The organism is Amycolatopsis cynarae (assembly GCF_026802195.1).
GTDB lineage: Bacteria > Actinomycetota > Actinomycetes > Mycobacteriales > Pseudonocardiaceae > Amycolatopsis_E > Amycolatopsis_E rhizosphaerae.
Map to the genome: position 1 here is coordinate 4,795,507 of NZ_CP113836.1, position 20,397 is coordinate 4,815,903.

21 protein-coding genes are annotated in these 20,397 nt (G+C 70.2%); 9 read left to right on the top strand and 12 right to left on the bottom strand.

All coding sequences use genetic code 11. The annotated features are described in order from the left end of the window. Positions 1 to 31: 31 nt before the first annotated feature. On the bottom strand, positions 32 to 1,183 hold the full coding sequence (locus ORV05_RS22885; protein WP_268754069.1) for a Dyp-type peroxidase: 1,152 nt from the start codon (positions 1,181 to 1,183) through the stop codon (positions 32 to 34). Between the two features lie 61 nt (positions 1,184 to 1,244). Between ORV05_RS22885 and ORV05_RS22890 the strand changes: the two genes are divergently transcribed. Beyond that, positions 1,245 to 2,600 carry a right-handed parallel beta-helix repeat-containing protein gene (locus ORV05_RS22890; RefSeq protein WP_268754070.1) on the top strand — a complete coding sequence of 452 codons (1,356 nt, stop codon included), beginning with the start codon at positions 1,245 to 1,247 and terminating at the stop codon, positions 2,598 to 2,600. Positions 2,601 to 2,607: 7 nt separating this feature from the next. Here the strand turns inward: ORV05_RS22890 and ORV05_RS22895 are convergent, their stop codons facing one another. Further along, positions 2,608 to 3,387 (bottom strand): hypothetical protein, encoded by a 780-nt coding sequence (locus tag ORV05_RS22895; protein WP_268754071.1) that lies wholly within the window; start codon positions 3,385 to 3,387, stop codon positions 2,608 to 2,610. Positions 3,388 to 3,633: 246 nt separating this feature from the next. On the opposite strand from ORV05_RS22895, the gene ORV05_RS22900 reads away from it, so the two are divergent. Then, positions 3,634 to 6,075, top strand: a complete 2,442-nt coding sequence (locus ORV05_RS22900) for an SdrD B-like domain-containing protein (RefSeq protein WP_268754072.1) — start codon at positions 3,634 to 3,636, stop codon at positions 6,073 to 6,075. A 100-nt stretch (positions 6,076 to 6,175) separates the two neighbouring features. Here the strand turns inward: ORV05_RS22900 and ORV05_RS22905 are convergent, their stop codons facing one another. Next, positions 6,176 to 6,691 (bottom strand): hypothetical protein, encoded by a 516-nt coding sequence (locus tag ORV05_RS22905; RefSeq protein ID WP_268754073.1) that lies wholly within the window; start codon positions 6,689 to 6,691, stop codon positions 6,176 to 6,178. Continuing rightward, complete coding sequence (locus ORV05_RS22910) at positions 6,688 to 6,978, bottom strand: hypothetical protein (RefSeq protein WP_268754074.1); 291 nt, start codon at positions 6,976 to 6,978, stop codon at positions 6,688 to 6,690. Before ORV05_RS22910 ends, ORV05_RS22905 begins: the two co-directional genes overlap by 4 nt. Before the next feature lie 61 nt (positions 6,979 to 7,039). Between ORV05_RS22910 and ORV05_RS22915 the strand changes: the two genes are divergently transcribed. Beyond that, entirely contained in the window at positions 7,040 to 7,936 is an 897-nt protein-coding gene (locus ORV05_RS22915) for an SDR family oxidoreductase (protein WP_268754075.1), read from the top strand. Between the two features lie 105 nt (positions 7,937 to 8,041). Here ORV05_RS22915 and ORV05_RS22920 read toward each other — a convergent pair whose 3' ends face one another. Continuing rightward, positions 8,042 to 8,800, bottom strand: a complete 759-nt coding sequence (locus ORV05_RS22920) for a S1 family peptidase (protein WP_268754076.1) — start codon at positions 8,798 to 8,800, stop codon at positions 8,042 to 8,044. 191 nt (positions 8,801 to 8,991) lie between these two features. On the opposite strand from ORV05_RS22920, the gene ORV05_RS22925 reads away from it, so the two are divergent. Beyond that, on the top strand, positions 8,992 to 9,540 hold the full coding sequence (locus ORV05_RS22925; RefSeq protein WP_268754077.1) for a SigE family RNA polymerase sigma factor: 549 nt from the start codon (positions 8,992 to 8,994) through the stop codon (positions 9,538 to 9,540). Next, positions 9,530 to 10,384 carry a hypothetical protein gene (locus tag ORV05_RS22930; protein ID WP_268754078.1) on the top strand — a complete coding sequence of 285 codons (855 nt, stop codon included), beginning with the start codon at positions 9,530 to 9,532 and terminating at the stop codon, positions 10,382 to 10,384. Before ORV05_RS22925 ends, ORV05_RS22930 begins: the two co-directional genes overlap by 11 nt. 21 nt (positions 10,385 to 10,405) lie before the next feature. Here the strand turns inward: ORV05_RS22930 and ORV05_RS22935 are convergent, their stop codons facing one another. Continuing rightward, the gene (locus tag ORV05_RS22935) at positions 10,406 to 10,690 is read right to left on the bottom strand and encodes a hypothetical protein (protein ID WP_268754079.1); all 285 of its coding nucleotides are present in this window, start codon (positions 10,688 to 10,690) and stop codon (positions 10,406 to 10,408) included. Between the two features lie 142 nt (positions 10,691 to 10,832). After that, positions 10,833 to 11,300 carry a MarR family winged helix-turn-helix transcriptional regulator gene (locus ORV05_RS22940; RefSeq protein ID WP_268754080.1) on the bottom strand — a complete coding sequence of 156 codons (468 nt, stop codon included), beginning with the start codon at positions 11,298 to 11,300 and terminating at the stop codon, positions 10,833 to 10,835. A 76-nt stretch (positions 11,301 to 11,376) separates the two neighbouring features. On the opposite strand from ORV05_RS22940, the gene ORV05_RS22945 reads away from it, so the two are divergent. Next, positions 11,377 to 12,228 carry an SDR family oxidoreductase gene (locus ORV05_RS22945; protein ID WP_268754081.1) on the top strand — a complete coding sequence of 284 codons (852 nt, stop codon included), beginning with the start codon at positions 11,377 to 11,379 and terminating at the stop codon, positions 12,226 to 12,228. A 10-nt stretch (positions 12,229 to 12,238) separates the two neighbouring features. Here the strand turns inward: ORV05_RS22945 and ORV05_RS22950 are convergent, their stop codons facing one another. Then, positions 12,239 to 13,099 carry an ATP-grasp domain-containing protein gene (locus tag ORV05_RS22950; RefSeq protein ID WP_268754082.1) on the bottom strand — a complete coding sequence of 287 codons (861 nt, stop codon included), beginning with the start codon at positions 13,097 to 13,099 and terminating at the stop codon, positions 12,239 to 12,241. A gap of 83 nt (positions 13,100 to 13,182) precedes the next feature. Here ORV05_RS22950 and ORV05_RS22955 point away from each other — a divergent pair, with 83 nt between their 5' ends. Further along, positions 13,183 to 14,181: a hypothetical protein gene (locus tag ORV05_RS22955; protein ID WP_268754084.1), complete on the top strand. Its 999-nt coding sequence runs from the start codon at positions 13,183 to 13,185 to the stop codon at positions 14,179 to 14,181. Between the two features lie 34 nt (positions 14,182 to 14,215). Here the strand turns inward: ORV05_RS22955 and rho are convergent, their stop codons facing one another. From rho to ORV05_RS22970, 3 genes are all read right to left on the bottom strand, one after another. Beyond that, positions 14,216 to 15,283, bottom strand: a complete 1,068-nt coding sequence (gene rho, locus ORV05_RS22960) for a transcription termination factor Rho (protein WP_268754085.1) — start codon at positions 15,281 to 15,283, stop codon at positions 14,216 to 14,218. Between the two features lie 298 nt (positions 15,284 to 15,581). Beyond that, positions 15,582 to 16,334, bottom strand: a complete 753-nt coding sequence (locus ORV05_RS22965) for a hypothetical protein (protein WP_268754086.1) — start codon at positions 16,332 to 16,334, stop codon at positions 15,582 to 15,584. Next, complete coding sequence (locus ORV05_RS22970) at positions 16,331 to 16,642, bottom strand: PadR family transcriptional regulator (RefSeq protein WP_268754087.1); 312 nt, start codon at positions 16,640 to 16,642, stop codon at positions 16,331 to 16,333. Before ORV05_RS22970 ends, ORV05_RS22965 begins: the two co-directional genes overlap by 4 nt. Before the next feature lie 51 nt (positions 16,643 to 16,693). Between ORV05_RS22970 and ORV05_RS22975 the strand changes: the two genes are divergently transcribed. Both ORV05_RS22975 and ORV05_RS22980 read left to right on the top strand, forming a co-directional pair. Next, positions 16,694 to 17,929, top strand: a complete 1,236-nt coding sequence (locus ORV05_RS22975) for an alpha/beta hydrolase family protein (protein WP_268754088.1) — start codon at positions 16,694 to 16,696, stop codon at positions 17,927 to 17,929. A 30-nt stretch (positions 17,930 to 17,959) separates the two neighbouring features. Continuing rightward, on the top strand, positions 17,960 to 18,823 hold the full coding sequence (locus ORV05_RS22980) for an alpha/beta fold hydrolase (RefSeq protein ID WP_268754089.1): 864 nt from the start codon (positions 17,960 to 17,962) through the stop codon (positions 18,821 to 18,823). A gap of 4 nt (positions 18,824 to 18,827) precedes the next feature. On the opposite strand, the gene ORV05_RS22985 is transcribed toward ORV05_RS22980, so the two are convergent. Further along, a complete protein-coding gene (locus ORV05_RS22985; RefSeq protein ID WP_268754090.1) occupies positions 18,828 to 20,318 on the bottom strand; it encodes a hypothetical protein in 1,491 nt (496 codons plus the stop codon). Between the last annotated feature and the right edge of the window lie 79 nt (positions 20,319 to 20,397).

Below are 20,397 nucleotides of genomic sequence, written 5' to 3' on the forward strand. Positions count from 1 at the left end.
GGCCGGACACTGTCCACTGTGCTCGATCGGATCAGGGGAACAGCGTGGCGCCGAGCGGGTGCTGCCGGTCGAAACCGGGGAGTATCAGGAAGGTCGCGCTGGCGGTGGTGGTGGTGAACCGCAGCAGCGCGTCGGAACCGTCCATATGCGCCAGGGTGTTGGTGAAGGTGCGCAGCTCGTTCTGGAAGCTCATGAAGAGCAGGCCGGGTGTGGGTTCATCCGTGCTGTAGGAGCGGCGCAGCATGAGGCCGACACCGACCACGCTGGAGTGCGCTCTGCGGACGTGGGCGTCCGCCGGGATGAGGTAGCGTCCGTCCGGCGTTTTGGCACCGAGGTCCGGGTCCGAGGTGATGGTGCCGCCGGAGAGGGGGATTCCGGTGGCCCGGCTCCGGCCGAAGACCGCCTCCTGTTCGGCGACGGAAAGCCGGGCGAACCGCGCGACGTCGAGTTCCATGCGTCGCAGTGCGGCGATGGTACCGCCCGCCACCGGCGTGGGCCCGGCCAGCCACAGGTCTCGCTGTTCCTGGACGGTCGTGTGTGGACCGACGATGCCGTCGACGAAACCGACCAGGTTTCGTGGCGCGGAAAGGCCCCGATCCACGGGAACGTTCGCGCCACGGCGGGCGGACTGCCGCCAGCGTTCGCGTATCCGTCCGCCGGCCTGGTCCAGGAGCGCGGCAGCGGCGACCGGTACCACCAAGGGATCGCTTGCGCAGATCTGGATCAGCAGGTCACCACCGCGCGCCTGCGGGTCAATCCGCTCTCGGGAGAATTCCGGGAGGTCCGCCGCGCCGGGCAGGGCAGGATCGACCCCGCGTACCAGCCGGGGGCCCACCCCGATCGTGACGGTGAGATCGCCCGGCGGCAGACCGAGCAGCCGGGCATCGGTCCCCGCGGTGAGCGCGAGGACGGCCTCGCCGAGTTCGGCCAGCAACGGACCGGCAGGCACGGCGTCCGCCAGGTCGGCCACCACGGCTAGCAGGTTGGGCTGGGCCGGTTGCGGGAGGGTGATGCCCGCCTGATGCCAGCCTGTCGCTGACACCGGAGTGGCCGCCGCCGGGGTATCGAGCCGGACCGGCTGCGGGGAACCCGGTTCGCACCCGGCGGTGAGGCCGGCGGCCATCACGGCGCCGGTGACACCGAAAAAAGCGCGGCGCGACGGGTGATGGTCTGCTGGGCGCATGATGTGGAGAATGCCATATCCGCCCTACCGAAGACGAAGAAAACCATGCCAAAATGGAATCATGCCTCGTTTCCCTCTTCGCGCGATGCTCGCGTTGCTGGGCACCCTGACCGTCGTCCTGACCGGCTGCGACAGTGGCAGTGGCAATGAGACCGACGGCTCGGGCCAGGGCCGGCGGCCGGCCGGTGAGCACGTGACGATCCGGGTGCCGTCCGACGCCCCGACGATTTCGGCCGCGGTGTCCCTCGCGCGGCCCGGTGACCTCGTGCTGGTCGCCCCGGGCGTGTACCACGAGTCGGTGAAGATCGGCACGGCGCAGATCACCCTTCGCGGCGAGTCCCGGGACAAGGTCGTCATCGACGGGCGGTTGCAGCAGCCGAACGGTGTCGTCGTCGTCGCACCGGGAGTGGCCGTGGAAAACCTGACCGTGGAAAACAATACGCAGAACGGCGTCCTGGTCACCGGTTCGGCGGCGGCCGCCGCCGGAGCGCCGGGGCGGACCGGAGGCTACGACACCGGCAACGAACCCGTCACCTTCGTGCGGTCGTTCCTGGTCTCCCACGTGACCGCGACCCGCAACGGGCTCTACGGCATTTACGCGTTCTCCGCGCAGGATGGCGTCATCGAGCACACGTACACGTCGGGTTCGGCCGATTCGGGGATCTACGTCGGACAGTGCAAGCCGTGCGGCATCGTCGTGCGGGACAACATCGCCGAACTCAACGCGGTCGGTTACGAGGGCACCAATGCCAGTGGCGACCTGTACGTGGTGGGAAACCGTTTCGCCGGTAACCGGGTCGGACTCACCACGAATTCCGACCACCAGGAGAAGCTGATCCCGCAGCAGGGCGCCGTCGTCGCCGGGAACCTGATCGCGGAAAACCAGCAGGCACCGACTCCCGAACAGGCCGACGGAGGGTGGGGCATCGGCGTCGGCATCGACGGCGGCAGCGACAACCGGTTCGTCCGCAACCGGATCACCGGCAATGTCAACGCCGGACTGCTGATCACCGCGACCGTCGACATACCGCCGCAGGGCAACCAGATCGTCGACAACACCTTCGCCGCCAACGGCATCGACGTCGGCTGGACTTTCCCCGGAGCCACGCAAGGACGAGGTAACTGCCTGCAAGGCAACGACCTGCGCGCGACGGTGCCCGATCGACTCGCGGCGATCGCGTCCTGCCCGGTTTCCGACCGGTCCCCCGTGCCGTCCGGCACCTGGACCATGCCGACGGCACCTCGCGGTATCCCGTTCACCGACGTGGCCGCCCCCGCCGCACAGCCACAGTTCCCGAATGCCACCACCACCGGCGCCACCGCTGTTCCGGCCGTTCCGGCGTTTCCGGACACCGCGGGCATCCCGCTGCCGTCGGCGTCACTCCTCGCCGAGGGCGCATTGGTCCAGACTTCCTGACTGGCCCCTAGCGTCCCGGGGTGGCGCCTGGTATCGGCGGCGGTGGAACGTAGTTCTGGGTGTCGAAATCGATGACCACCGGTTGCGGCTCGGAAGCCACGGCGGCCTGGACCCGGTACAGGGTGCCGTCCGGGCCGATCCAGTAGCGCACGGTGCCCGCGCTACCGGGCTTGCCGGTGGCGTCCGGCCCGGTCATGACGTCCACCGGATGGCCGCGCACTTGGTCCAGTCCAGTCCAGGCGGCGCCGTTCTGGGGCAGTAGCTGGGCGTTGTCCGGCCGGTCGCTCCCGAGACCGAGCGCGATGGCCAGCGCCGTGTCCAGCGCGCTGCCGGACGCTTGCCGCGGACGGCTGTACCAGTCCGTGCCGGGCGGCAAAGCCGGTGCTTGCGGCGGGGTGTCCGCCATCGGGTGGACCAGCACGGTGGTGGCCGTCCAGGCGATCAGCCCGTCGCTGGACGTGTCGCGCCCGGTGCCGTGCACCACGCCATAGCCGAGTTTGGCCCGGTAGTCGATGGACCCGGTGACGACCAGCCCGCCACCGGTACCCGGCACGGTGATCGTCACCGCGCGGCCTCCCGCCTGGTAGTTGCGAAACCTCGCGATGGCCAGCCGGTTCGCCTCCTCCGGCGTGAGCGTGCGTGGACCGGCAGGGCCGGAACCGTTGCCAGCGAACAGGAACGCGACGGCTGCGACGACCGCGACACCGACGGCGGCCCCCACCCACCGTGGCCGCAGCCACCGGCGCGTGCCCGTCGCGCGCCGCCGGAGACCTCGCCGTACTCTCATGCTCCGCACGCGGCCCGACGCTAACAGACCCACCGATTCACCCCCAAAATCACCCGATTCCGATGCCTAAGCGGTACCGCTTTCTGGTTGTCTATGGCGGTTCGGGATGTCTTTCACGGCTGGTATCACTGGGGCAGGGATCGGATGTTCAGTTCGAGGCGTGTGTCTTGCTCACCTGGCAGAAGAACAGCGAGGGCCGCGGGCCGTGCGGCCGGGAAACACGGGGGCCGGCTGGCGCGGGTCGGGATGTCCGGTCTGCTGCTGGTGGGTAGCGCCCTGGGCCCGATGGCGGGGGCGGCGGGTGCTTCCACGACCGACGGCACCCTGACGGTCCAGGTGCTGCGGGATTTCTTCGGCACCGGCGTCATCAACACGGCGATGGATGTGCCGCAGCGGGGCATGAAGGTCGATGTTTCCGACCCTGCGGGCCATCACGTCACCGGCACCACGGACGCCACCGGAAAGGTCGTGGTGTCGGGGTCGACCGTGCTGACCGGCGGCCAGTACCGCGTCGATGTCACGGTTCCGGCCTCCTACAGCGACTATCTGCGGGCCGCACCCGCCTCGACGGCGGCGAACCACTTCGACAGCTTCACCACGTTCGTGGACGTCTCCGGCGGCAAGAACGCCTCGGTGATCACCGGGGTCTGGAACGCGGCCGACTACACGCTGCCGGACTCCCGGTATTTCGTGCCGGTCCAGAACGGCGCGGGCGGGAAGGACACCCGGGCGCTGGTGGCGTTCGGCCGGAACACCCGGCGTGTGTGTCCCGACGATGTGGCCTGCCCGGCCGTGCTCGCCACGCAGTCCCAGGTGGGCACCACCTACGGGCTGGCCTACGACAAGAACCGGCGGCGGCTGTTCCAGAGCGCGTTCGCCCGGCGGTACACCCTCTACGGGCCGCACGGCGGTAACGCGATCTACACCGTGCCCGCCGACGGCCGGGGCGCGCCGGCCCTGTTCGCGAAGGTGCCGTTCGCCGTGGTCACGCCGCACGACACCGCCAACCTGATCAAGGACGCCGGGTTCACCGACGCACCGGGCAAGGAAAGCATCGGCGGCCTGGCACTGTCGGAGGACGGTTCGACACTGTACGCGGTGAACCTGCTGACCCGGACCCTGGTGAGTTTCGACGCGAGGGGGGCCACCGCGCGTGGGCCCGAGGCAACGGTGCCGATTCCGGACCCGGGCTGCGCTGCGCCCACCGACTGGCGGCCGTTCGCACTGGCCGCGCACGACAACACCCTCTACGTCGGCGGCGTATGCAGCGCGGAAAGCACCCAGAACCGCGCGGATCTGAAGGCCGTGGTCTACACCTTCGACGGCAGGCGGTTCACCACCGCCCTGACCCACCCGCTCACCGCCGAACGCGGTCACGTCTTCCCCTACCCGGGCGACGGCGACAAGAACAACCACTGGAACCCGTGGAACACCAGGCTGTCGGACTGGGACAGCTTCCGCCTGGGCAACACCACTACCTTCGTCGACCCGCAGCCGGAACTCTCCGGCCTCGCCTTCGCACGGGACGGCTCGATGATCCTCGGTTTCCACGACCGGTTCATGGACGTGGTCAGTGCGGGCGGCCTGGATCCCCGGCCGGGCAACGACACGGCGGAAGCCGGTATGTCCGGTGGGGACATCACCATGGCGTGCGCCAATCCCGACGGGGGTTACTGGTGGGAAGGCACCGGAAAATGCCCCAACCACGCGAACCCCGGCAACGACGGCGGCGAGGACAGCGGCGTCGTGGAGTACTTCCCGGGCGACTTCCTCGCGAAGCACGGCACCCCCGCGCCGCACCAGGAAACCGCGCTGGGGGCGGTGGCCTACATTCCGCAGCAGCAATTCGTCGTCAGCACGGAGTTCGACCCGGCGGTCGACGTCACCACCTCCGGAACCGGCTACTACGACATCACGACCGGCGAGGGGCCCGGTAACGACCCCGCCGCCAACGCCTACCAGTTCGTCTCCCCCAACCAGAACGGGTTCGGCAAGGCGGGCGGGCTCGGCGACATCGCCTACGAGGCGGCGAACGCGCCGATCCAGATCGGCAACGTGGTCTGGTTCGACGGGGACCACAACGGGATCCAGGACCCCGGTCAGGTGCCGCTGCCGAAGGCGACGATCAACCTGTTGGACGCCAACGGAAAACGGGTCGCCACGACGAAGACCGACGCCGCGGGCGAGTACTACTTCGGTGGGGTCGGCGCCGCCTACGAACTCACCCCGGGCGCCAAGTACACGGTGCAGTTCGACGTGTGTACCGCGGACACCAGCAAGGTGCCGGGGCAGCCGCCCGCCACCGAGTTGCGGTTCACGCTGCCGGTGGCCGGTGACGACCGGGCGCACGACTCCAATGTGATCCCTCCGGCCACCGGTGAGCTGTGCAACGGATACGCGCCCGTCACCGCACCGTCCACCCCGGGCGGGGTCGATCACACGATCGACGCCGGCGTCTACCTTCCGGCACCACCGACGTCGACACCACCGGCATCCGTACCGCCGACGTCCCTGCCGCCGACGGCCGCGGTGCCCGGCAATCCGGCCCCGGTCAACACGCGCGCCGGTTCGCTGGCCTACACCGGAATTCCCGGCCTGCCGGAGACGGTCATCCTCGGCATCCTGCTCCTCGGCGCGGGCGCGGCACTCGCGTTCGCGAGCCGGACACGTCGCGCCAGGAGGCACTGAAGACGGCACTGAACAACAGGTGGTGCGCCCGCCTGCGATCCCCAGCGACCGCAGGCGGGCGCACCGCACCCCGGACGGCTCAGGGCACCTCTTCCTGGGTTCAGTGCTTTTCGGTATCCCCCAGGGATCGCCTCCTGGCGGCCGCACCGGCCCTGATCCGCCTGGTCGCGCCGGACTCGGCCAGCAGAGCGAGAATATCCCGGTCTTCGGAGGACCCGGCAAGACGTAATTGCAGCCAGGGTGACCAGGTTTCGAATCGCAGGTCACCTCGCTCCTCCTCGGGAGAGCCCAGCAGTACGGCTTCCAGGAAGTTGAGCTCGCGAGCCCGCCTGAGCGCGAAATCCCGGTCCTCTTCCGCCGGCAACAGGCAAGACCAGTCCTCGCGCTCCTCGGCGGGAACACGCTCCAGCATCCGGACAACAAGCGATGAGGCAACCGCTCGATCTTCCTCGAGCGCAATGGCCTCACGGAGTTGCGGCCAGCAGTGTTCGACTTCGGCGGCCCGCACATACAGGTTCCAGCGTGCGTGCTCGTCAGCCGGATCAGTCGCCTCGTCGCCAAGCTTGCCTTCGATCTCGGCGATGATGACACGAAGACCGGAAGGCATCACGGTCATCCAGAATTCTTTTCCCGATCACCGAGTCGCGCGAATGCGGCGGCCCGCACGTTTTCCGACGGATCACGCGACAATCGTTGCAGAGTATTTTTCGACGATTTTTTGTTCAGGGCGGCACTCAGGCGAACCGTCACATCCCGCCAGGCGCTGTCCCGACCGGCACCGAACTCCGCCGCCGACTCGATCATCGCCGCGGTCCCATCTCCCAGCGCGCCATACGGTTCAGCATAGGGATGACAGTGACTGACTTCAGCGGTAAGGTGACGTCGGCGACTGACGTCAGTCACCGACATCAATCCTGGAACCAGGCGCCCGGCCCGAGGGCGGTGCGCCGAAGGAGATCACCTCATGCGCGTTTTCGTCACCGGAGCCTCCGGATGGATCGGCTCCGCCGTGGTCGGCGAACTGCTCACCGCCGGCCATGAGGTCACCGGGCTGGCCAGGTCCGACGCGTCCGCCGCGGCCCTCGAAGCGAAGGGCGCCCGCGTCCGCCGCGGCGACCTCGACGACCTCGACGGCATCCGCCTCGGCGCACAGGAAGCCGAGGCCGTCATCCACCTCGCGAACAAGCACGACTTCGCCGACATGGCCGCCACGAACGCGGCCGAACGAGCCGCCGTGCAGACCATCGGCGACGCGCTCGCAGGCACCGGCCGCCCGTTCCTGGTCGCCTCGGGCGTCGCCGCCCTCACCCAGGGCCGGCCCGCCACCGAAAACGATGCTTCCCCCAACCACGGCCCGGACGCACCGCGGGGCGGAAGCGAGAACCTGGCGCTCGAGTTCGTCGACCGCGGCGTCCACAGCGTGAGCCTGCGCTTCGCGCCGACCGTGCACGGCACCGGCGACCACGGGTTCATCGCGGTCCTCGCCGCGATCGCCCGCGAGAAGGGCGTCTCCGGCTACCCGGGTGACGGCACCAACCGGTGGGCCGCCGTGCACCGGGCCGACGCCGCCCGCATGGTCGCCCTCGGCCTCCAGAAGGCTCCGGCGGGCGCACGCCTGCACGCCGTCGCGGAAGTAGGCGTCCCGACCCGGGAGATCGCGCAGGCGATCGGCCGCGCGTTCGACCTCCCCGTCGCCTCGATCGCTTCGGACGACGTCGGGGAGCACTTCGGGTGGATCGGCACCTTCTTCGCCATGGACCTCACGGCGACCAGCATCGCAACGCGGGAAATCCTCGGCTGGACTCCCACCGGACCGGGCCTGATCGAAGACCTCGACGCGGGCGCCTACTCGGCGAACTGACAAGCTGGGGCAGATTCGCGGCGACTCACAGGAGCCGGATCTGCGAAATATCGGGGCAGCGGGGCATCGCCCACGGTCTGCCGTGGGCGATGCCTGCCGTTCCGCTCAGTGCCCGATGGTCTGCCCGATCCAGGTCGCGACGACATCCACGCGGGATGTGGTCTCCAACTGGTCATGCGGGCAGTCAGGGCCGTCGCTCTCCACCGAGACGAGTTCGCCCGCGCGCGGGCCGTCCGGGCGGAAGTACGGCGCACCCGAATCGTAGGTGCAGGCACTGGTGTCCGCGGACGGCGCCAGCCCGTGCACGCCGACCGTCGTGGCGTCGATGCTGCCCACCGCGACGGTACCCAGGTTCAGGTGCGTCGAAGGCGCCGGATTGACCGAAGACGTGGCTCCCCAGCCCGCGATCTCCAGCGCCTCGCCCGACATCGGTGCCGTGGTGCCGATCCGCACCGGGTCGATGCCGTGGACCGGTTTCGCGAGCTTGACCAGCGCGATGTCGTTGACCGCGGACTGGCGCACGTCGACGACCGACAGCGCCTGCCCGTGAGTGTCGGCGTCGTCCACCGTGCCGACGCGGGCCGTCGTCTTGTACTGCGGAGGTCCGCTGACCGGGTTGCGGTTGACGTCGTGGAAGCAGTGGCCCGCCGTGATCACCCACTGGGGGGCGACGAGCGCGCCGCTGCAGCCGCTGTTGTACACACTGCCGTCCGGCCGCGGGATGTCGGTCATGGTGAGTTTGACGTTGAAGGGGAACGCGCCCGACGGGGCGGGGGTTCCGTTGGCCACCGCACCCGCCGTGGCCGGCGACAGCGCAGCCGCCGCCCCCATTGCCGCCGCCACGGTGAGCAGTCGTCTTACCATGGCCGTCGAAAACACAGTCGAATCTCCTCGCTGTTGGTGTCGTGAAGACCGGCGGCACCCGGGGCGCCGCCGATGATCAAGACGCATGCAGGGAGCGTCCGGTTGCGGTCCGGACCACGCCCGGTGATCTTGGGCAGAAAAAGGCGCGGGGTGCGGTAAACCCCGCCCGCGCGGCCGGCGTTTACCCCGGTGTGTTCATTGATCAGGATCGAGGCGCCTGGCCCGGCGCCGACTTCGAACGGTTCGTCCTCGGCCGGTCGACGGCATTGCTCGGCATCGCCGTGCTGCTGGTAGGCGACCGCGGGCACGCCGAAGACCTCTTGCAGACCGCGTTGTTGCGCGCTTCCCTGCGCTGGCGGGCAGCGCGCGAACAACCCGACGCGTACGTGCGGCGCGTGCTGGTCAACCTTGCCCGCGATCGCTGGCGGAGGTCTCGGCGCCGGGTGGCCGAGCAGTCCCTGGACGACACGACCCCGGGCCCGGCCGACCGCCGGGATCCGGCCGACCTCGTCGCCGACCGGACCGCGATCCGGCAGGCACTGGCCGGTCTGCCGCGGCGGCAACGCGAAGTGGTGGTGCTGCGGTTCTTCGCCGATCTGTCGGTGGCGGACACGGCCGAGACCCTCGGCACGTCGGAAGGCACGGTCAAGGCACATACCAACCGGGCGCTGGCCCGGCTGCGGCAGGAACTGGGTGAGCCGGAAACAGGAAGGATCACGGAGGAAAACCATGCTCGATGACAACGGGTTCGACCACGCTCTGGGCGACCGGGTTCGCACCGCCCTGCGGGCCGAGGTGGGGGACGTGACGGCACCGCCGACGCTGCTCGCCGACCTGCGCAGGCAGCACACCCGTCGCCGGGTCGCCCGGCGGATCACGTTCTTCGCCACCCCGGTGGTGGCCGCGGCCATCGCGGTCGCCGGTGTGCTGACGGTTTCGGATCTCGGCACGTCCCCCAGCACGTCCCCCGGCACGTCCCCCATGGCGGCCGCGCCGGTGAACGCCGCCTACGTGAAGGAACAAACGACCAAGGCACTGGACAAAGAAGCGCACGACGTGCTGTACGAGCGGGGGACCGATACCAGCGGAGGCAAATACGGCAAACCCGGCCAGCGCACCGTCTACGAACGGTGGTACTCCGCCGACCGCAGCGCCTTCCGGGTGCGGGTCACCGTCGACGGCACCGTCGTCGAGGACGAAAGCCACGGCCCGGACGGCGGTGTTTACGTCGATTTCCGGAACCGCACCTGGCGTGCGACGTCGCCGTCCCTCCAGGGTGGCCAGATCCTGGCCGAGGAGGTCATGACGCCGGGGGAGATCCAGCAGCACCTGGCGGACGGCAGCCTGAAGGTGGTCGGTCCGGGCGGAACGGTCAACGGCCGCCCGACGATCCTGCTGCACCGCGACCCGGGCAAGGCCGAGGTGCCGGTCGATCTGTGGGTGGACGAAACGAGCTACCTGCCCGTGCAGTTCCGTTACCAGCAGGATGACTCGTTCCCGTTCGCCATGACCTTGCTGCCGCCCACGAACGACAATCTGGCGCTGCTGCGCACCGTCGCCCCGCAGGGCTTCCACCAGCAATAAGGACCGGGAAGGGCTTTCCGCTCATCCGGTGCCGATCGGTCCGCCCCGGCCCTCCCCACCGTGGACTCGCTCCGCGTGGGGAGGGCCGGGCGCGTCGACCTTCACCCACGACGGCAGCGCCCGCAGTTCTCGCAGGTCGTTTTCCCGCAGGCGGCAGTTGATCAGCCTGATCTCCCGCAGCCTGGGAAGTTCCTTCAGTACCGCGAAGTCCTCGATCCTCAGCGCATTCGCGATCCAGATCCGTTCCATCCCGGGGGCGGCCAGGTCGGAGAACCTGACGACCTCGTGCGGCACGGTCGGCGGCATGGCCAGCAGCTTCCAGATCGTCCGGCACCCTGGCCTGCACATCAAGACGGCGCAAGCCGGGAAGCTCCCTGAGGAAACCAAGGTTCTCCGGCTTACCTTGAAATCGTCGACCTCCGTCAAGGCACCCCTCAGCCGGTCGGAATCACTCCCCGGCGAGCGCCCGCACGCGGCGTTCCCGCACGGTCTCCGCCAAGGGCGTGTCGTCCAGGCACGCTTCCAGCAGTCTGGTCGTCGAGGGCAGGTCCAGCCCGTCCAGCCGGTCGCGCAACCAGTCGCGGAACGTTTCCTTGCGCTCGCGCGCGGCGCGGGCGAGTTCCCGTCCCTGCGGGCTGCAGGAGATCTCGATCCGGCGGCGGTCGTCGCTGGCGGACTCCCGCCGCAGCAGCCCCGAAGCGACCATCCGGTCCACCAGCCTGCTGGGATGCCCCCCTTCCGCGATCAGGAGGGTACCCAGTTCGCCCAGGGACAGCGGGCCGTACCGGTCGAGCAGCTGCAGCGCCTCGGCCTGGCTCGCCGTGATCCCGAGCGGCCGGAGCAGGTCGTTGATCCGCCGGTCCGTCTCCCGGGCCACTGCCTTGAGCAGCAGGCCGAAGTCCTCGATCGCGTCCACCTCCCCATAATAAGTGCTTCGCGAACATGTGCTGTGTGATATGTTCGCACAGCACAGAAATTCTGGGAGGTCACCGATGTCGAACCCCGTCCCCACCGTCGTCGTCACCGGCGCCAACAGCCGCACCGGGCGCGACCTGGTCCCCCGGCTCACCGGCTCCGGCGTGCGCGTCGTCGCACTCGTCCGGACGCCGGAGGACCTCGCCGCCGATGAGGTGATCGCGGACTGGACCCGCTCGCCGCGAGCCGCCGAGGCCCTCGCGGAGGCGTCCGCCGTCGTCCACCTCAGCGGGGTGTTCGCCGCCCCCGACTGGGACGGCTATCAGGCCGGTAACGTCGCCACGACGCGCCGCGTGGCCGAGGCGATCGGCCCCGCCGCCCGGCTCGTCTACCTGTCCTATGTGGGCGCGGATCCCGCCGCGGACAACTGGTACCTGAAGTCGAAGGGCCAGGCCGAAGACCTGCTGCGCAGCGTCCGCGACAGCGTGATCTTCCGCATCCACCCGATCGTCCGCGGAGGGGACGCCCCCAGTCCGTTCGAAACGATGTTCCGGCAGACCGGCCCGGATTCCCCGGTCCGGGTCATCGGTGCGGGCACCCAGCGGTTCCGCCCGGTCCACGCCACCGACGTCGTCACCGCGCTCGTCAACGCCGTCCGCGGCGTCGGCGAGGCCGGTACCTACGACCTCGTCGGCCCCAGCGAATTCCCGGTCACGGACCTGATCGAGAGGATCAACGGGCGCACCGTGCCGGTCGAGCGCATTCCGGTCGAGGCGACCGCGGGCCTGCCGTGGCCACCCGCCACCGTCGCGGACCTGCTCGCGAACCCGGTCTCACCGTCCGATCCGGACAGTGCGGGCCGGATCTTCGCACTGAACCTCACCCGGCCCGAAGTGACCTGGCCGATCACCGGGCCGTCCCGCTCGTGATCGCGCCTCCTCAGATCCGCTCGTCCGTTCGCCCGCCGCGCACCACGCCGATCAGCTCCTCCGGCGGGAGCGTGCGCGGGCGATCGCTGACCTGCCCGTCACCGAGTTCCACCAACCGCCACACGCCGTCTTCGCGCAACACGAAGTCGGCGGTGACGAACGGCAGGCGCAGTCCGGCGATCAGGGGCCCGGCCGCGGTGAGATCGAGTTCGCTGCCGGGCATCTCGGGTGCGGTATCGGGATGGGGGCCCCTCACCCGGCACACCCCGTCCACCCACCAGGTGCGCACCTCGGTGGAAACGAAACGCTCGAAACGACGGAGGACGAATCCCCCGGCCACGTCCTCGCGCAGTTCACGGAACCGGGTCGCCACCGCCCACGCGGAATCCGTGTCCGCCACCTCCGGCACGAAAGCGGCTTCGTGCCAGTAGTGCTTCATCGATTTGGTGTAGTCACGCAGCACCGCCGGCCCGGCGCCGAGTTCGCGGCAGGCCTTCTCGAAACCCGCACGATCGCCGCCCACTGTCCACACCGACTCCGGGGTCACCGACGCCAGGCGGGAATACCAGCCGGGCAGTTCGTGCGCCTGCCGGTACTGTTCCGCGCTGGTGCGCAGGGTGACACCCCTTCGCCCGAGCGCTTCGGCGAAAGCCGCGTACTGCTCGCTGCGCAGCATCCAACCGCGATAGATCGCCTCGCCACTCCCCCGCACCCGCGAGACCGCCCGGTCGGCGCCGCCCGGCGTGGTCAGCGCGTCGTGGTCGACCAGCGCCACCTCCATCCCGGCCTCGCGGGCGGCCGCCGCCTCCGCGGCGAAATGGTCATCGGCACGGCGAGGACGCAGTACGTCGGCGGGAACGAGAAGGATCACGCGGACATCGTGCCAGTCCTCACCTCGCCCGCCGGGTGAAAAACCTCGGACACGGTCCGGTCACGAAGTGAAACATTCACGGGATGGACGGAGATCTCTCCGCTGTGTCACGATCTTGGCTTTTCGTCCTGCTCGCGGTGTGCCTCACCGCCTGCTCTTCTCCGGGTAACAGTGCGGCCCCCTTCCTGCACGGCAACGTCCCCCCGTCGCCCCCGGCGGCCCCGCCGGTCCTGACCCCCGAACAAGCGCTGGGCGACCTCACCACCATCGACTACTGCAGCCTCGTCGACCTCGGCGAGGCCTCCGGCGCCGGGGCGACCCACATCGGCCCCGTCGTCTCGTCACCCAACAAATGCATCGCTTTCACCACGGTGAGCGGACGCGCCACGGCCATCGTGGTGGGTCAGCTCGCGGGCAAGAAGGCCGACCCGGACCGCGCACCCGACGTCACCGCGGACAAACTGGACCAGGGACTGCGGATCCAGATCGCCGAATACGGTTCCGACAAAGCATGCCGGCGCTACCTGACCTTCGCCGATGGCACGCACCTGATGGTCGATGTCGGATTCACCGACAACGACTCCGGGACCGTGGACCAGCGCGCAGCGCTGTGCACGGTCGAAAAGGCCGTCTTCGCCGGGCTCGTCACCGACATCACGGCCCGGAAGGCGACCCACCTCACCTTCCCCGCCAACTCGCTGGGCACGGTCGACCCCTGCCCGCTCCTGCCCGACCCGCACGTCCTGCCCGGCGGGCTGGCCGAAGACCTCGAAATCATCCCGGTGCCCAGTCACCACCGCTGCACCTGGCTCGACCTCGTCCACAGGACCGACGTCGAGTTCAGCTTCGACTACGGCAGGCTGCCGACCGGCACGAAGACCACCATCGCCGGCCTCCCCTCGGTGACCGAACCCCACACCCTCAGCTGCAAGATCACCACCGACGTCGGCGCCAGCCCCGTCCCCCGGCTGCACCAGCTCGCATCGCTCTACGTTCGGGTCCCGGATCGGGGAAGCGACGCGTGCGCCGCCGCGATGACCCTGGCCACGGCGGCCTGGCCGAAACTCCCTACGAACGTGTAACCCCGAGATCCTCGCCACCCGCCGGGCGCGAGCCTCATGCGGCCATTGTCGCGGGCGTGCGCAGCGACGCCGACACCCTCGCGACGAACTCCGCGTTCGACTTCGTGGTGCGGACCTGGTCGAGGAACTGCTCCGCCGCGCGTTTCGGATCCTGGCCCGCCAGTGCGCGCCGCACCTCGGTCATCACGGTCAGTTCGGCGGAGGACAGCAGGAGCTCATCGCGGCGGGTGCCGGAGGCGAGCACGTCGACGGCCGGGTAGACGCGGTGGTCGGCGAGGGTGCGGTCGAGACGCAGTTCCGAGTTGCCGGTGCTCTTCAGCTCCTCGAAGAACACCGTGTCCGCCAAGGAACCGGTGCCGACGAGCGCGGTGGCGATGATGGTGAGCGAGCCGCCGCCTTCGATGTTGCGGGCGGCGCCCAGGATCTTCTTCATGGGCTGCAGTGCGCCGGCGTCGACACCGCCGGACAGGACGCGGCCCGACGGGCGGGCGGCCAGGTTGTAGGCGCGGGCGAGGCGGGTCAGCGAATCGAGCAGCAGCACGACGTCGCGGCCTGATTCCACCAGCCGCTTGGCGCGTTCCAGTGCCAGTTCGGCCACCGCCGTGTGCTCGGCGGGCTTGCGGTCGAAGGTCGAGGCGATCACCTCGCCGTGCACCGTGCGGCGCATGTCGGTGACCTCCTCCGGCCGCTCGTCGGCCAGCAGCACCATGAGGTGCGCGCGCGGGTGGTTCACCGCGACGGAGCGCGCGATCGCCTGCAGCACCAGGGTTTTGCCGGTGCGCGGCGGCGCGACGACGAGCGCTCGCTGCCCCTTGCCGACCGGCGCGACGAGGTCGAGCACCCGCGTGGTGAGTTCGTGACGGCCGGTTTCCAGCACGAGCCGTTCACTGGGGTGCACGGGCGTGAGCGCGGCGAACTCCGGACGCCCGCGAACGGGCGGGGCACCGTTGACCGACACCAGTTCTCCGCCCTCCACCACGATCTCGTCACCGCGGCGCAGGTCGTGCGCGCTGACGAGTCCAAAAGGGACAGTGACGCCACCGGGGATGTAGCCGAGCGTGGCGGACTTGCCGCGGATATCGAGAATTCCTTGGTAGGACATGGTTGTGACTCCTGGGAGCAAGGGTGATCGACGCATGTGCCGAGCACCGGGAACGAGAAAATCCGAACCGCTTCAGACGAAGCGAGGAAGAGAAAGTCCGGCCGGGCGGCTGAGCCGACATCCGGGTGACTTGTTCGCACTATAACGAAGGCCCGGGTGTCCCGCAAGCTCGCGTGTTCGTTCCGCCAGATCCCGCGGGGCCTTCACCGCGCTGCCACGAAGAACAACGTTCCCGACGCGAAGAAGTCGGTGTGCGCGCGATCGACGCCGTGGTCGTCGAGGTGGAGGAGGTGGATGCTCAGCACCGCGGAATGCGGCGCAGATCCTGACCGAGGATGAGCAGCGGCGCGGCGAGGACGGCCAGCCCGCAGGACAGCAGCACCGTGCCGCCCTGGACGGTGGTGGCGAGGGTCTGCGTGGCCGCGAGCGCCAGTCCCGTTCCGGCGAACAGCAGCGCGAGGCGCAACCGGCGCGTGCTCGGCACGACGGCGATCCGGCCCAGGCGCGCCGTGAACAGGCACAGGTGGATCCCGGCGAAGGCGAGGGTCGCCCAGTAGTAGCCGAGCATCAGGATATGGACGCCGTTGCCGGGGTGGTCGATCAGGCCGCTGTGGGCGATCACGAACAGGGCGGCCACCGCGAGGACGGGTAGGGTGAGGGTGCGCGCCGCCACGGCGGCCAGGCGCGTGAACACGGCCGGCCGCAAGGAGGGCACGGGCGCGGAGAGCGCCAGCCCGGCCACGACCGGCAGCAGCCACACACTGGCCGCGGGGTGGTCGACGGGCGCGGTCAGCGGGGTGGGGTCGGCGGCGCGCAGTAACCCCGCGGCGGTCGTGATCACCGCGACCAGTGCGGTGGCCAGCACACGACTGGTCTGCCCCGCGATCGTTTCGGGCCAGTCGCTCGGGCTCAGCCACAGTTTCACGGCCCCGGCGGCCGTGTCGAACCACGAGCGCGGCCCGGCCAGTCGCGCCTCGTGGGCGATCTCGCTCCCCCAGCACTGCCGGATCGCGGGCGGGTAGAGCCGGACCAGGAGCTCGGGCACGTTCATGCCGGGGCGCCCCCCAGTGCGCGAAGACCTGCCTTGGCGACCCGGGACATCTGTTCGAGTTCCGCACGCAGCGCTTCCCGCCCGGCCGGAGTGATCCGCACTGTGCGGTGCCGCTCCTGCGCGGCGGATGGCTCGCCCGCGGGTTCGATCAACTGCCGTGCCTCCAGCCGGGCGAGCGCGCCGTACAGGCTGCCCGGGCCGAGGCGGGTGCCGGTCAGCGCCTCGATCGCGGTGTTGATCGCATACCCGTGCAGCGGACCCCCCGCGAGCGCGGTGAGCACCAGCATCTGCGCGTCCTTGCTGTGCATGCCACCACCATACTACTTGTCACGTAGTACGCGATGTGTACTATCGCCGTCGTGGACGAAGTCACGTCAGCCCCTCGGAAGAAGCACCCCTGGCTGCGCCGCGCGAGCAGGGTCCTGCTCGCACTCGTGGTCCTGATCGGCGGCTACGTGGGCTATGTCGCGTTCCGCGCGGCACAGCCGGTCACCCTGCCCGCCCCGGCCGGCCCCTACGCGGTCGGACGGACCATCCTCGACCTGACCGACGGCACCCGCACCGATCCGCTCGCCCCGCGACCAGGCATGCCGCGGGAGTTGTCCGTCTGGCTGTGGTACCCCGCCTCGCCGGGCCCCGGCGCGCAACCTGCGCCCTACACTCCGGGCGCTTGGGCCGGATTGCACCTGGGCAGCCTGCCCGGGCTGGGCGAGACCGGCTTCGGCAACGTCCACGACCATGCCTTCGCCGACGTTCCCGCCGCCCCCGGCCGGTTTCCCGTCGCAGTACTGGAACCGGGGATGGGCTTCGCCGCACCGCAATACACCGCGCTGGCGGAAAACCTGGCCAGCCACGGATATCTGGTCGCCGGGGTCACCCCCACCTACAGCGCGAACCTGACCGTCCTCAACGGACGAGCCGTAGCCGCGACGGAGGCCGGGAACCCGCCCGAGTCCGGCGCCGACGACCTGCACGCCGCCCAGGCCCAGACCACGGGAGACCGGCTTGTCGGCATCTGGGCGGCGGACGCCTCCTTCACCGCCGCCCGGATCTCCGCCTTGGACCGCGAAACCGGCCTGTTCGCCGGGCATGTCGACGCCGCAACGACCGTCTACCTCGGCCATTCCTTCGGCGGCGCGGCCGCGCTGGAGGCGTGCCGCTCCGACGCGCACTGCGCGGGCGCGGCCGACCTCGACGGTACCCAGTACGGGACGGTCGTCCACTCCGGACTCGCCAAACCGATGCTGCTCATCGGCAGCGAGCAATCCTGCGTCACCGGAACCTGCCAACCGGCGAGCCCCGGCGACCGGTCCGACCGCGACACCGCCCGTGCCCTGCTCACCGCCAGCACCGCGCCCACCTGGTGCTACCGGATCAACGGAGCCGAACACTTCGACTTCAGCGACTACGGCCTCTACTACCTCGCCGCACCGATCCGGTCCCAGCTCGCACTCGGTCCCATCGACGGCACCGACGCGCTCACCATCACCACCGCGTACCTGACCGCGTTCCTCGACCACGTGAGCCGGGGCCTGCCCGAACCGCTGCTGACCGGTCCTCCGCCCTATCCTCAGGTCGAACCCCAGCCGCGATGAGTTTCCGCCCTGCGAGGGGTCTCTACTGACATGATGACGACGCATGTGCTCCAGACCGGCGAGGCGAGCATCACCTACGACGTGGACGGCCCGCTGCCCACCACGGACGGGCGCCCGCCGCTGTTCATGATCGGCCAGCCGATGGAGGCCACCGGCTTCCGCACGCTGGCATCCCACTTCCCCGACCGCACCGTGGTCACCTACGACCCGCGCGGCCTCGGCCGCAGCACGCGGCAGGACGGCAGGACCGACAACGTGCCGGTGGTCCAGGCTCGCGACGTGCACGAGGTGATCGAGGCGCTCGGCGTGGGCCCGGTCGAAATGTTCGCCAGCAGCGGCGGCGCGGTGACGGCGCTCGCGCTCGTCGCGGCGTACCCGGACGACGTGACCACCCTGGTGGCCCACGAACCGCCGGTCATTCCGGTGCTTCCGGACGCCGAGGCGGCCGAGCGCGCCCGCGCGGACGTCCGGGAAGCCTACGAGGCCAAGGGGTTCGGCGCCGGGATGGCGGCGTTCATCGCGATGACGTCGTGGCGCGGTGAGTACACCGAGGACTACTTCGCCCAGCCCCCGGCGGATCCCGCCCAGTTCGGCTTGCCCACCGGGGACGACGGCTCCCGCGACGACCCGCTGCTTTCCGACCGGTCCTGGGCGGTCAGCGGCTATCACCCCGACATCGCGGCTCTCACCGCGGCGCCGACGCGGGTCGTGATCGGCGTGGGCGAGGAGTCCCTGGAGGTCTTCACCGGACGCACATCGATCGCCCTCGCCGCACTGCTCGGGCCGCAGCCGGTCGTGTTCCCGAGCCACCACGGCGGCTTCGCCGGCGGGGACTCCCCTTACGCGGGCAAGCCCGAAGCCTTCGCCCGCACTCTGCGCGACGTCCTCGGCTGAGCGTTCACCGGGGTGGTCCTTGGCGTGGTCCTTGGCCTGGCAGACCGATCGCCGGGGTGGCCGTTTCGCCGGTCGCGGTGCGGGCCCGGGCACGCACGAGGGCGGGTACGAGCACGATGCCCAGTGACAGTGCGGTGACGTCGAGGAGGTAGCCGGCCAGCCACACGTGTTTGGCGAGTTCGAAGTACCCGTCGCCGAGCACGGTCATCGCGGCGACGCCGAGCGCGCTGGCCGCGGCGATTCCGGGGACGAGGCCGTACCGCCCCCGGCGCCGCACCAGCGCCACCACCCCGGCGGCCATGCCGATCAGGACCAGCAGCGAGGGCCACCCCGGCAGGCTCACCTCGGCCGCCCAGTGCTGGAGCACGCCCGCACCGAAGCCCACGCCGTTGTCGGCCGCCGCGGTGGACACCGGCGGCGTGCTCGCCGGTGTCCACGGCTGGTCCGGCAGGTAGGTCAGGCCGCGGTCGTAGGTGGCCTCCATGGCGATCCCGGTCACCCGCGCCAGCACCGCGGGCCGTTCGAACAGCATGGTCCAGACCTTGTTCCTGATTCCGTGCGGGTCGCTCCTCACCACCTCGCCGCCCGCCTGCGCGTCCGGCCCTTTCGGGAAGTAACCGTCGCCCGCTTTGTCCTGCGCGGCGGCGGGCAGGCCGAGGGCGGGCGCGCTGCCCGGCAGGTCGACCAGGGCGAGGGTGTAGACCACATTGACCGCATTGGCCTCGGCGAAGTGGCGGTCCTGCCAGGCCAGGCTCGCGCGGACCGGCACGATGGCCTCCAGCGCGAGCATGACGGCGAGCGCGGGCCCGATGAGCCGGGCGGTCCACCACCGGCCGTGGCCAAGGCGGGCGCCGGTGACCGCGCAGACGAGCACCGCCATCACGAGCAGCGGCAGGAACCCGATCTTCGCCAGTCCCGCGACCACCCCGCCCGCGCCCACCAGAACCAGCGCGGCCAACCGTGCCACGCCGTCCTCGACCCTCGTCGCGGCGATGACCGCCACACCGCACAACATCGTGTACGCGCCGAACAGCCCGGCGGGCTCGCCGAAGGTCGACAGGAAGAACCGTGCGAAGGGGGGTTCCAGCAGCGGCGCCGCCGGTGGGAGCAGGAAAAGCAGCCGTCGCGATCCGTGCGCCTGCACCGCCCACGCGGCGAGCAGGGTGACCAGGAAGACCAGCAGGACATAGGTCCAGCCGAGGGTGGTCAGGCTGAACGGCCCGTGCCCGCCCGCGGCGGCCTTGAGGATGGTTCCGGCACTCGAAGGCTGGGGATCGGCGCAGGGCGCGCCGCGGTCGAAGTCCAGCACCACCCCGCCCCGCCAGTTCGCGGTGTGGGTCGGCGTGGCCGGGACGAGCCCGGCGCCGCAGAACAACCGGTACCCGTCACCGTTGTCCCCCGCACCCCGCGGCGTCCCGCCGAGCAAACCCAGCGTGAACGCCAATCCCAGTGCGACCGCCACCGCGGCCGCCATCGCCACCCCCACCCGCTTCACGATGATCAGCCTAGGAGGTCCCATCACACTGCCGGGTGATACCCACCCGCACTGCGCAATCCCGGTGATTCCGGCTTGT

What these genes read in the sequence shown, in the direction of transcription:
- ORV05_RS22930 (WP_268754078.1), top strand. Translation starts at nt 9,530, where the DNA reads ATGCTCGATGACAACGGGTTCGACCACGCTCTGGGCGACCGGGTTCGC.
- ORV05_RS22920 (WP_268754076.1), bottom strand. Translation starts at nt 8,800, where the DNA reads ATGGTAAGACGACTGCTCACCGTGGCGGCGGCAATGGGGGCGGCGGCT.
- ORV05_RS22965 (WP_268754086.1), bottom strand. Translation starts at nt 16,334, where the DNA reads ATGAACGTGCCCGAGCTCCTGGTCCGGCTCTACCCGCCCGCGATCCGG.
- ORV05_RS22980 (WP_268754089.1), top strand. Translation starts at nt 17,960, where the DNA reads ATGATGACGACGCATGTGCTCCAGACCGGCGAGGCGAGCATCACCTAC.
- ORV05_RS22955 (WP_268754084.1), top strand. Translation starts at nt 13,183, where the DNA reads ATGGACGGAGATCTCTCCGCTGTGTCACGATCTTGGCTTTTCGTCCTG.
- ORV05_RS22935 (WP_268754079.1), bottom strand. Translation starts at nt 10,690, where the DNA reads ATGCCGCCGACCGTGCCGCACGAGGTCGTCAGGTTCTCCGACCTGGCC.
- ORV05_RS22895 (WP_268754071.1), bottom strand. Translation starts at nt 3,387, where the DNA reads ATGAGAGTACGGCGAGGTCTCCGGCGGCGCGCGACGGGCACGCGCCGG.
- ORV05_RS22890 (WP_268754070.1), top strand. Translation starts at nt 1,245, where the DNA reads ATGCCTCGTTTCCCTCTTCGCGCGATGCTCGCGTTGCTGGGCACCCTG.
- ORV05_RS22905 (WP_268754073.1), bottom strand. Translation starts at nt 6,691, where the DNA reads ATGACCGTGATGCCTTCCGGTCTTCGTGTCATCATCGCCGAGATCGAA.
- ORV05_RS22885 (WP_268754069.1), bottom strand. Translation starts at nt 1,183, where the DNA reads ATGCGCCCAGCAGACCATCACCCGTCGCGCCGCGCTTTTTTCGGTGTC.
- ORV05_RS22945 (WP_268754081.1), top strand. Translation starts at nt 11,377, where the DNA reads ATGTCGAACCCCGTCCCCACCGTCGTCGTCACCGGCGCCAACAGCCGC.
- ORV05_RS22915 (WP_268754075.1), top strand. Translation starts at nt 7,040, where the DNA reads ATGCGCGTTTTCGTCACCGGAGCCTCCGGATGGATCGGCTCCGCCGTG.
- rho (WP_268754085.1), bottom strand. Translation starts at nt 15,283, where the DNA reads ATGTCCTACCAAGGAATTCTCGATATCCGCGGCAAGTCCGCCACGCTC.
- ORV05_RS22970 (WP_268754087.1), bottom strand. Translation starts at nt 16,642, where the DNA reads ATGCACAGCAAGGACGCGCAGATGCTGGTGCTCACCGCGCTCGCGGGG.
- ORV05_RS22900 (WP_268754072.1), top strand. Translation starts at nt 3,634, where the DNA reads ATGTCCGGTCTGCTGCTGGTGGGTAGCGCCCTGGGCCCGATGGCGGGG.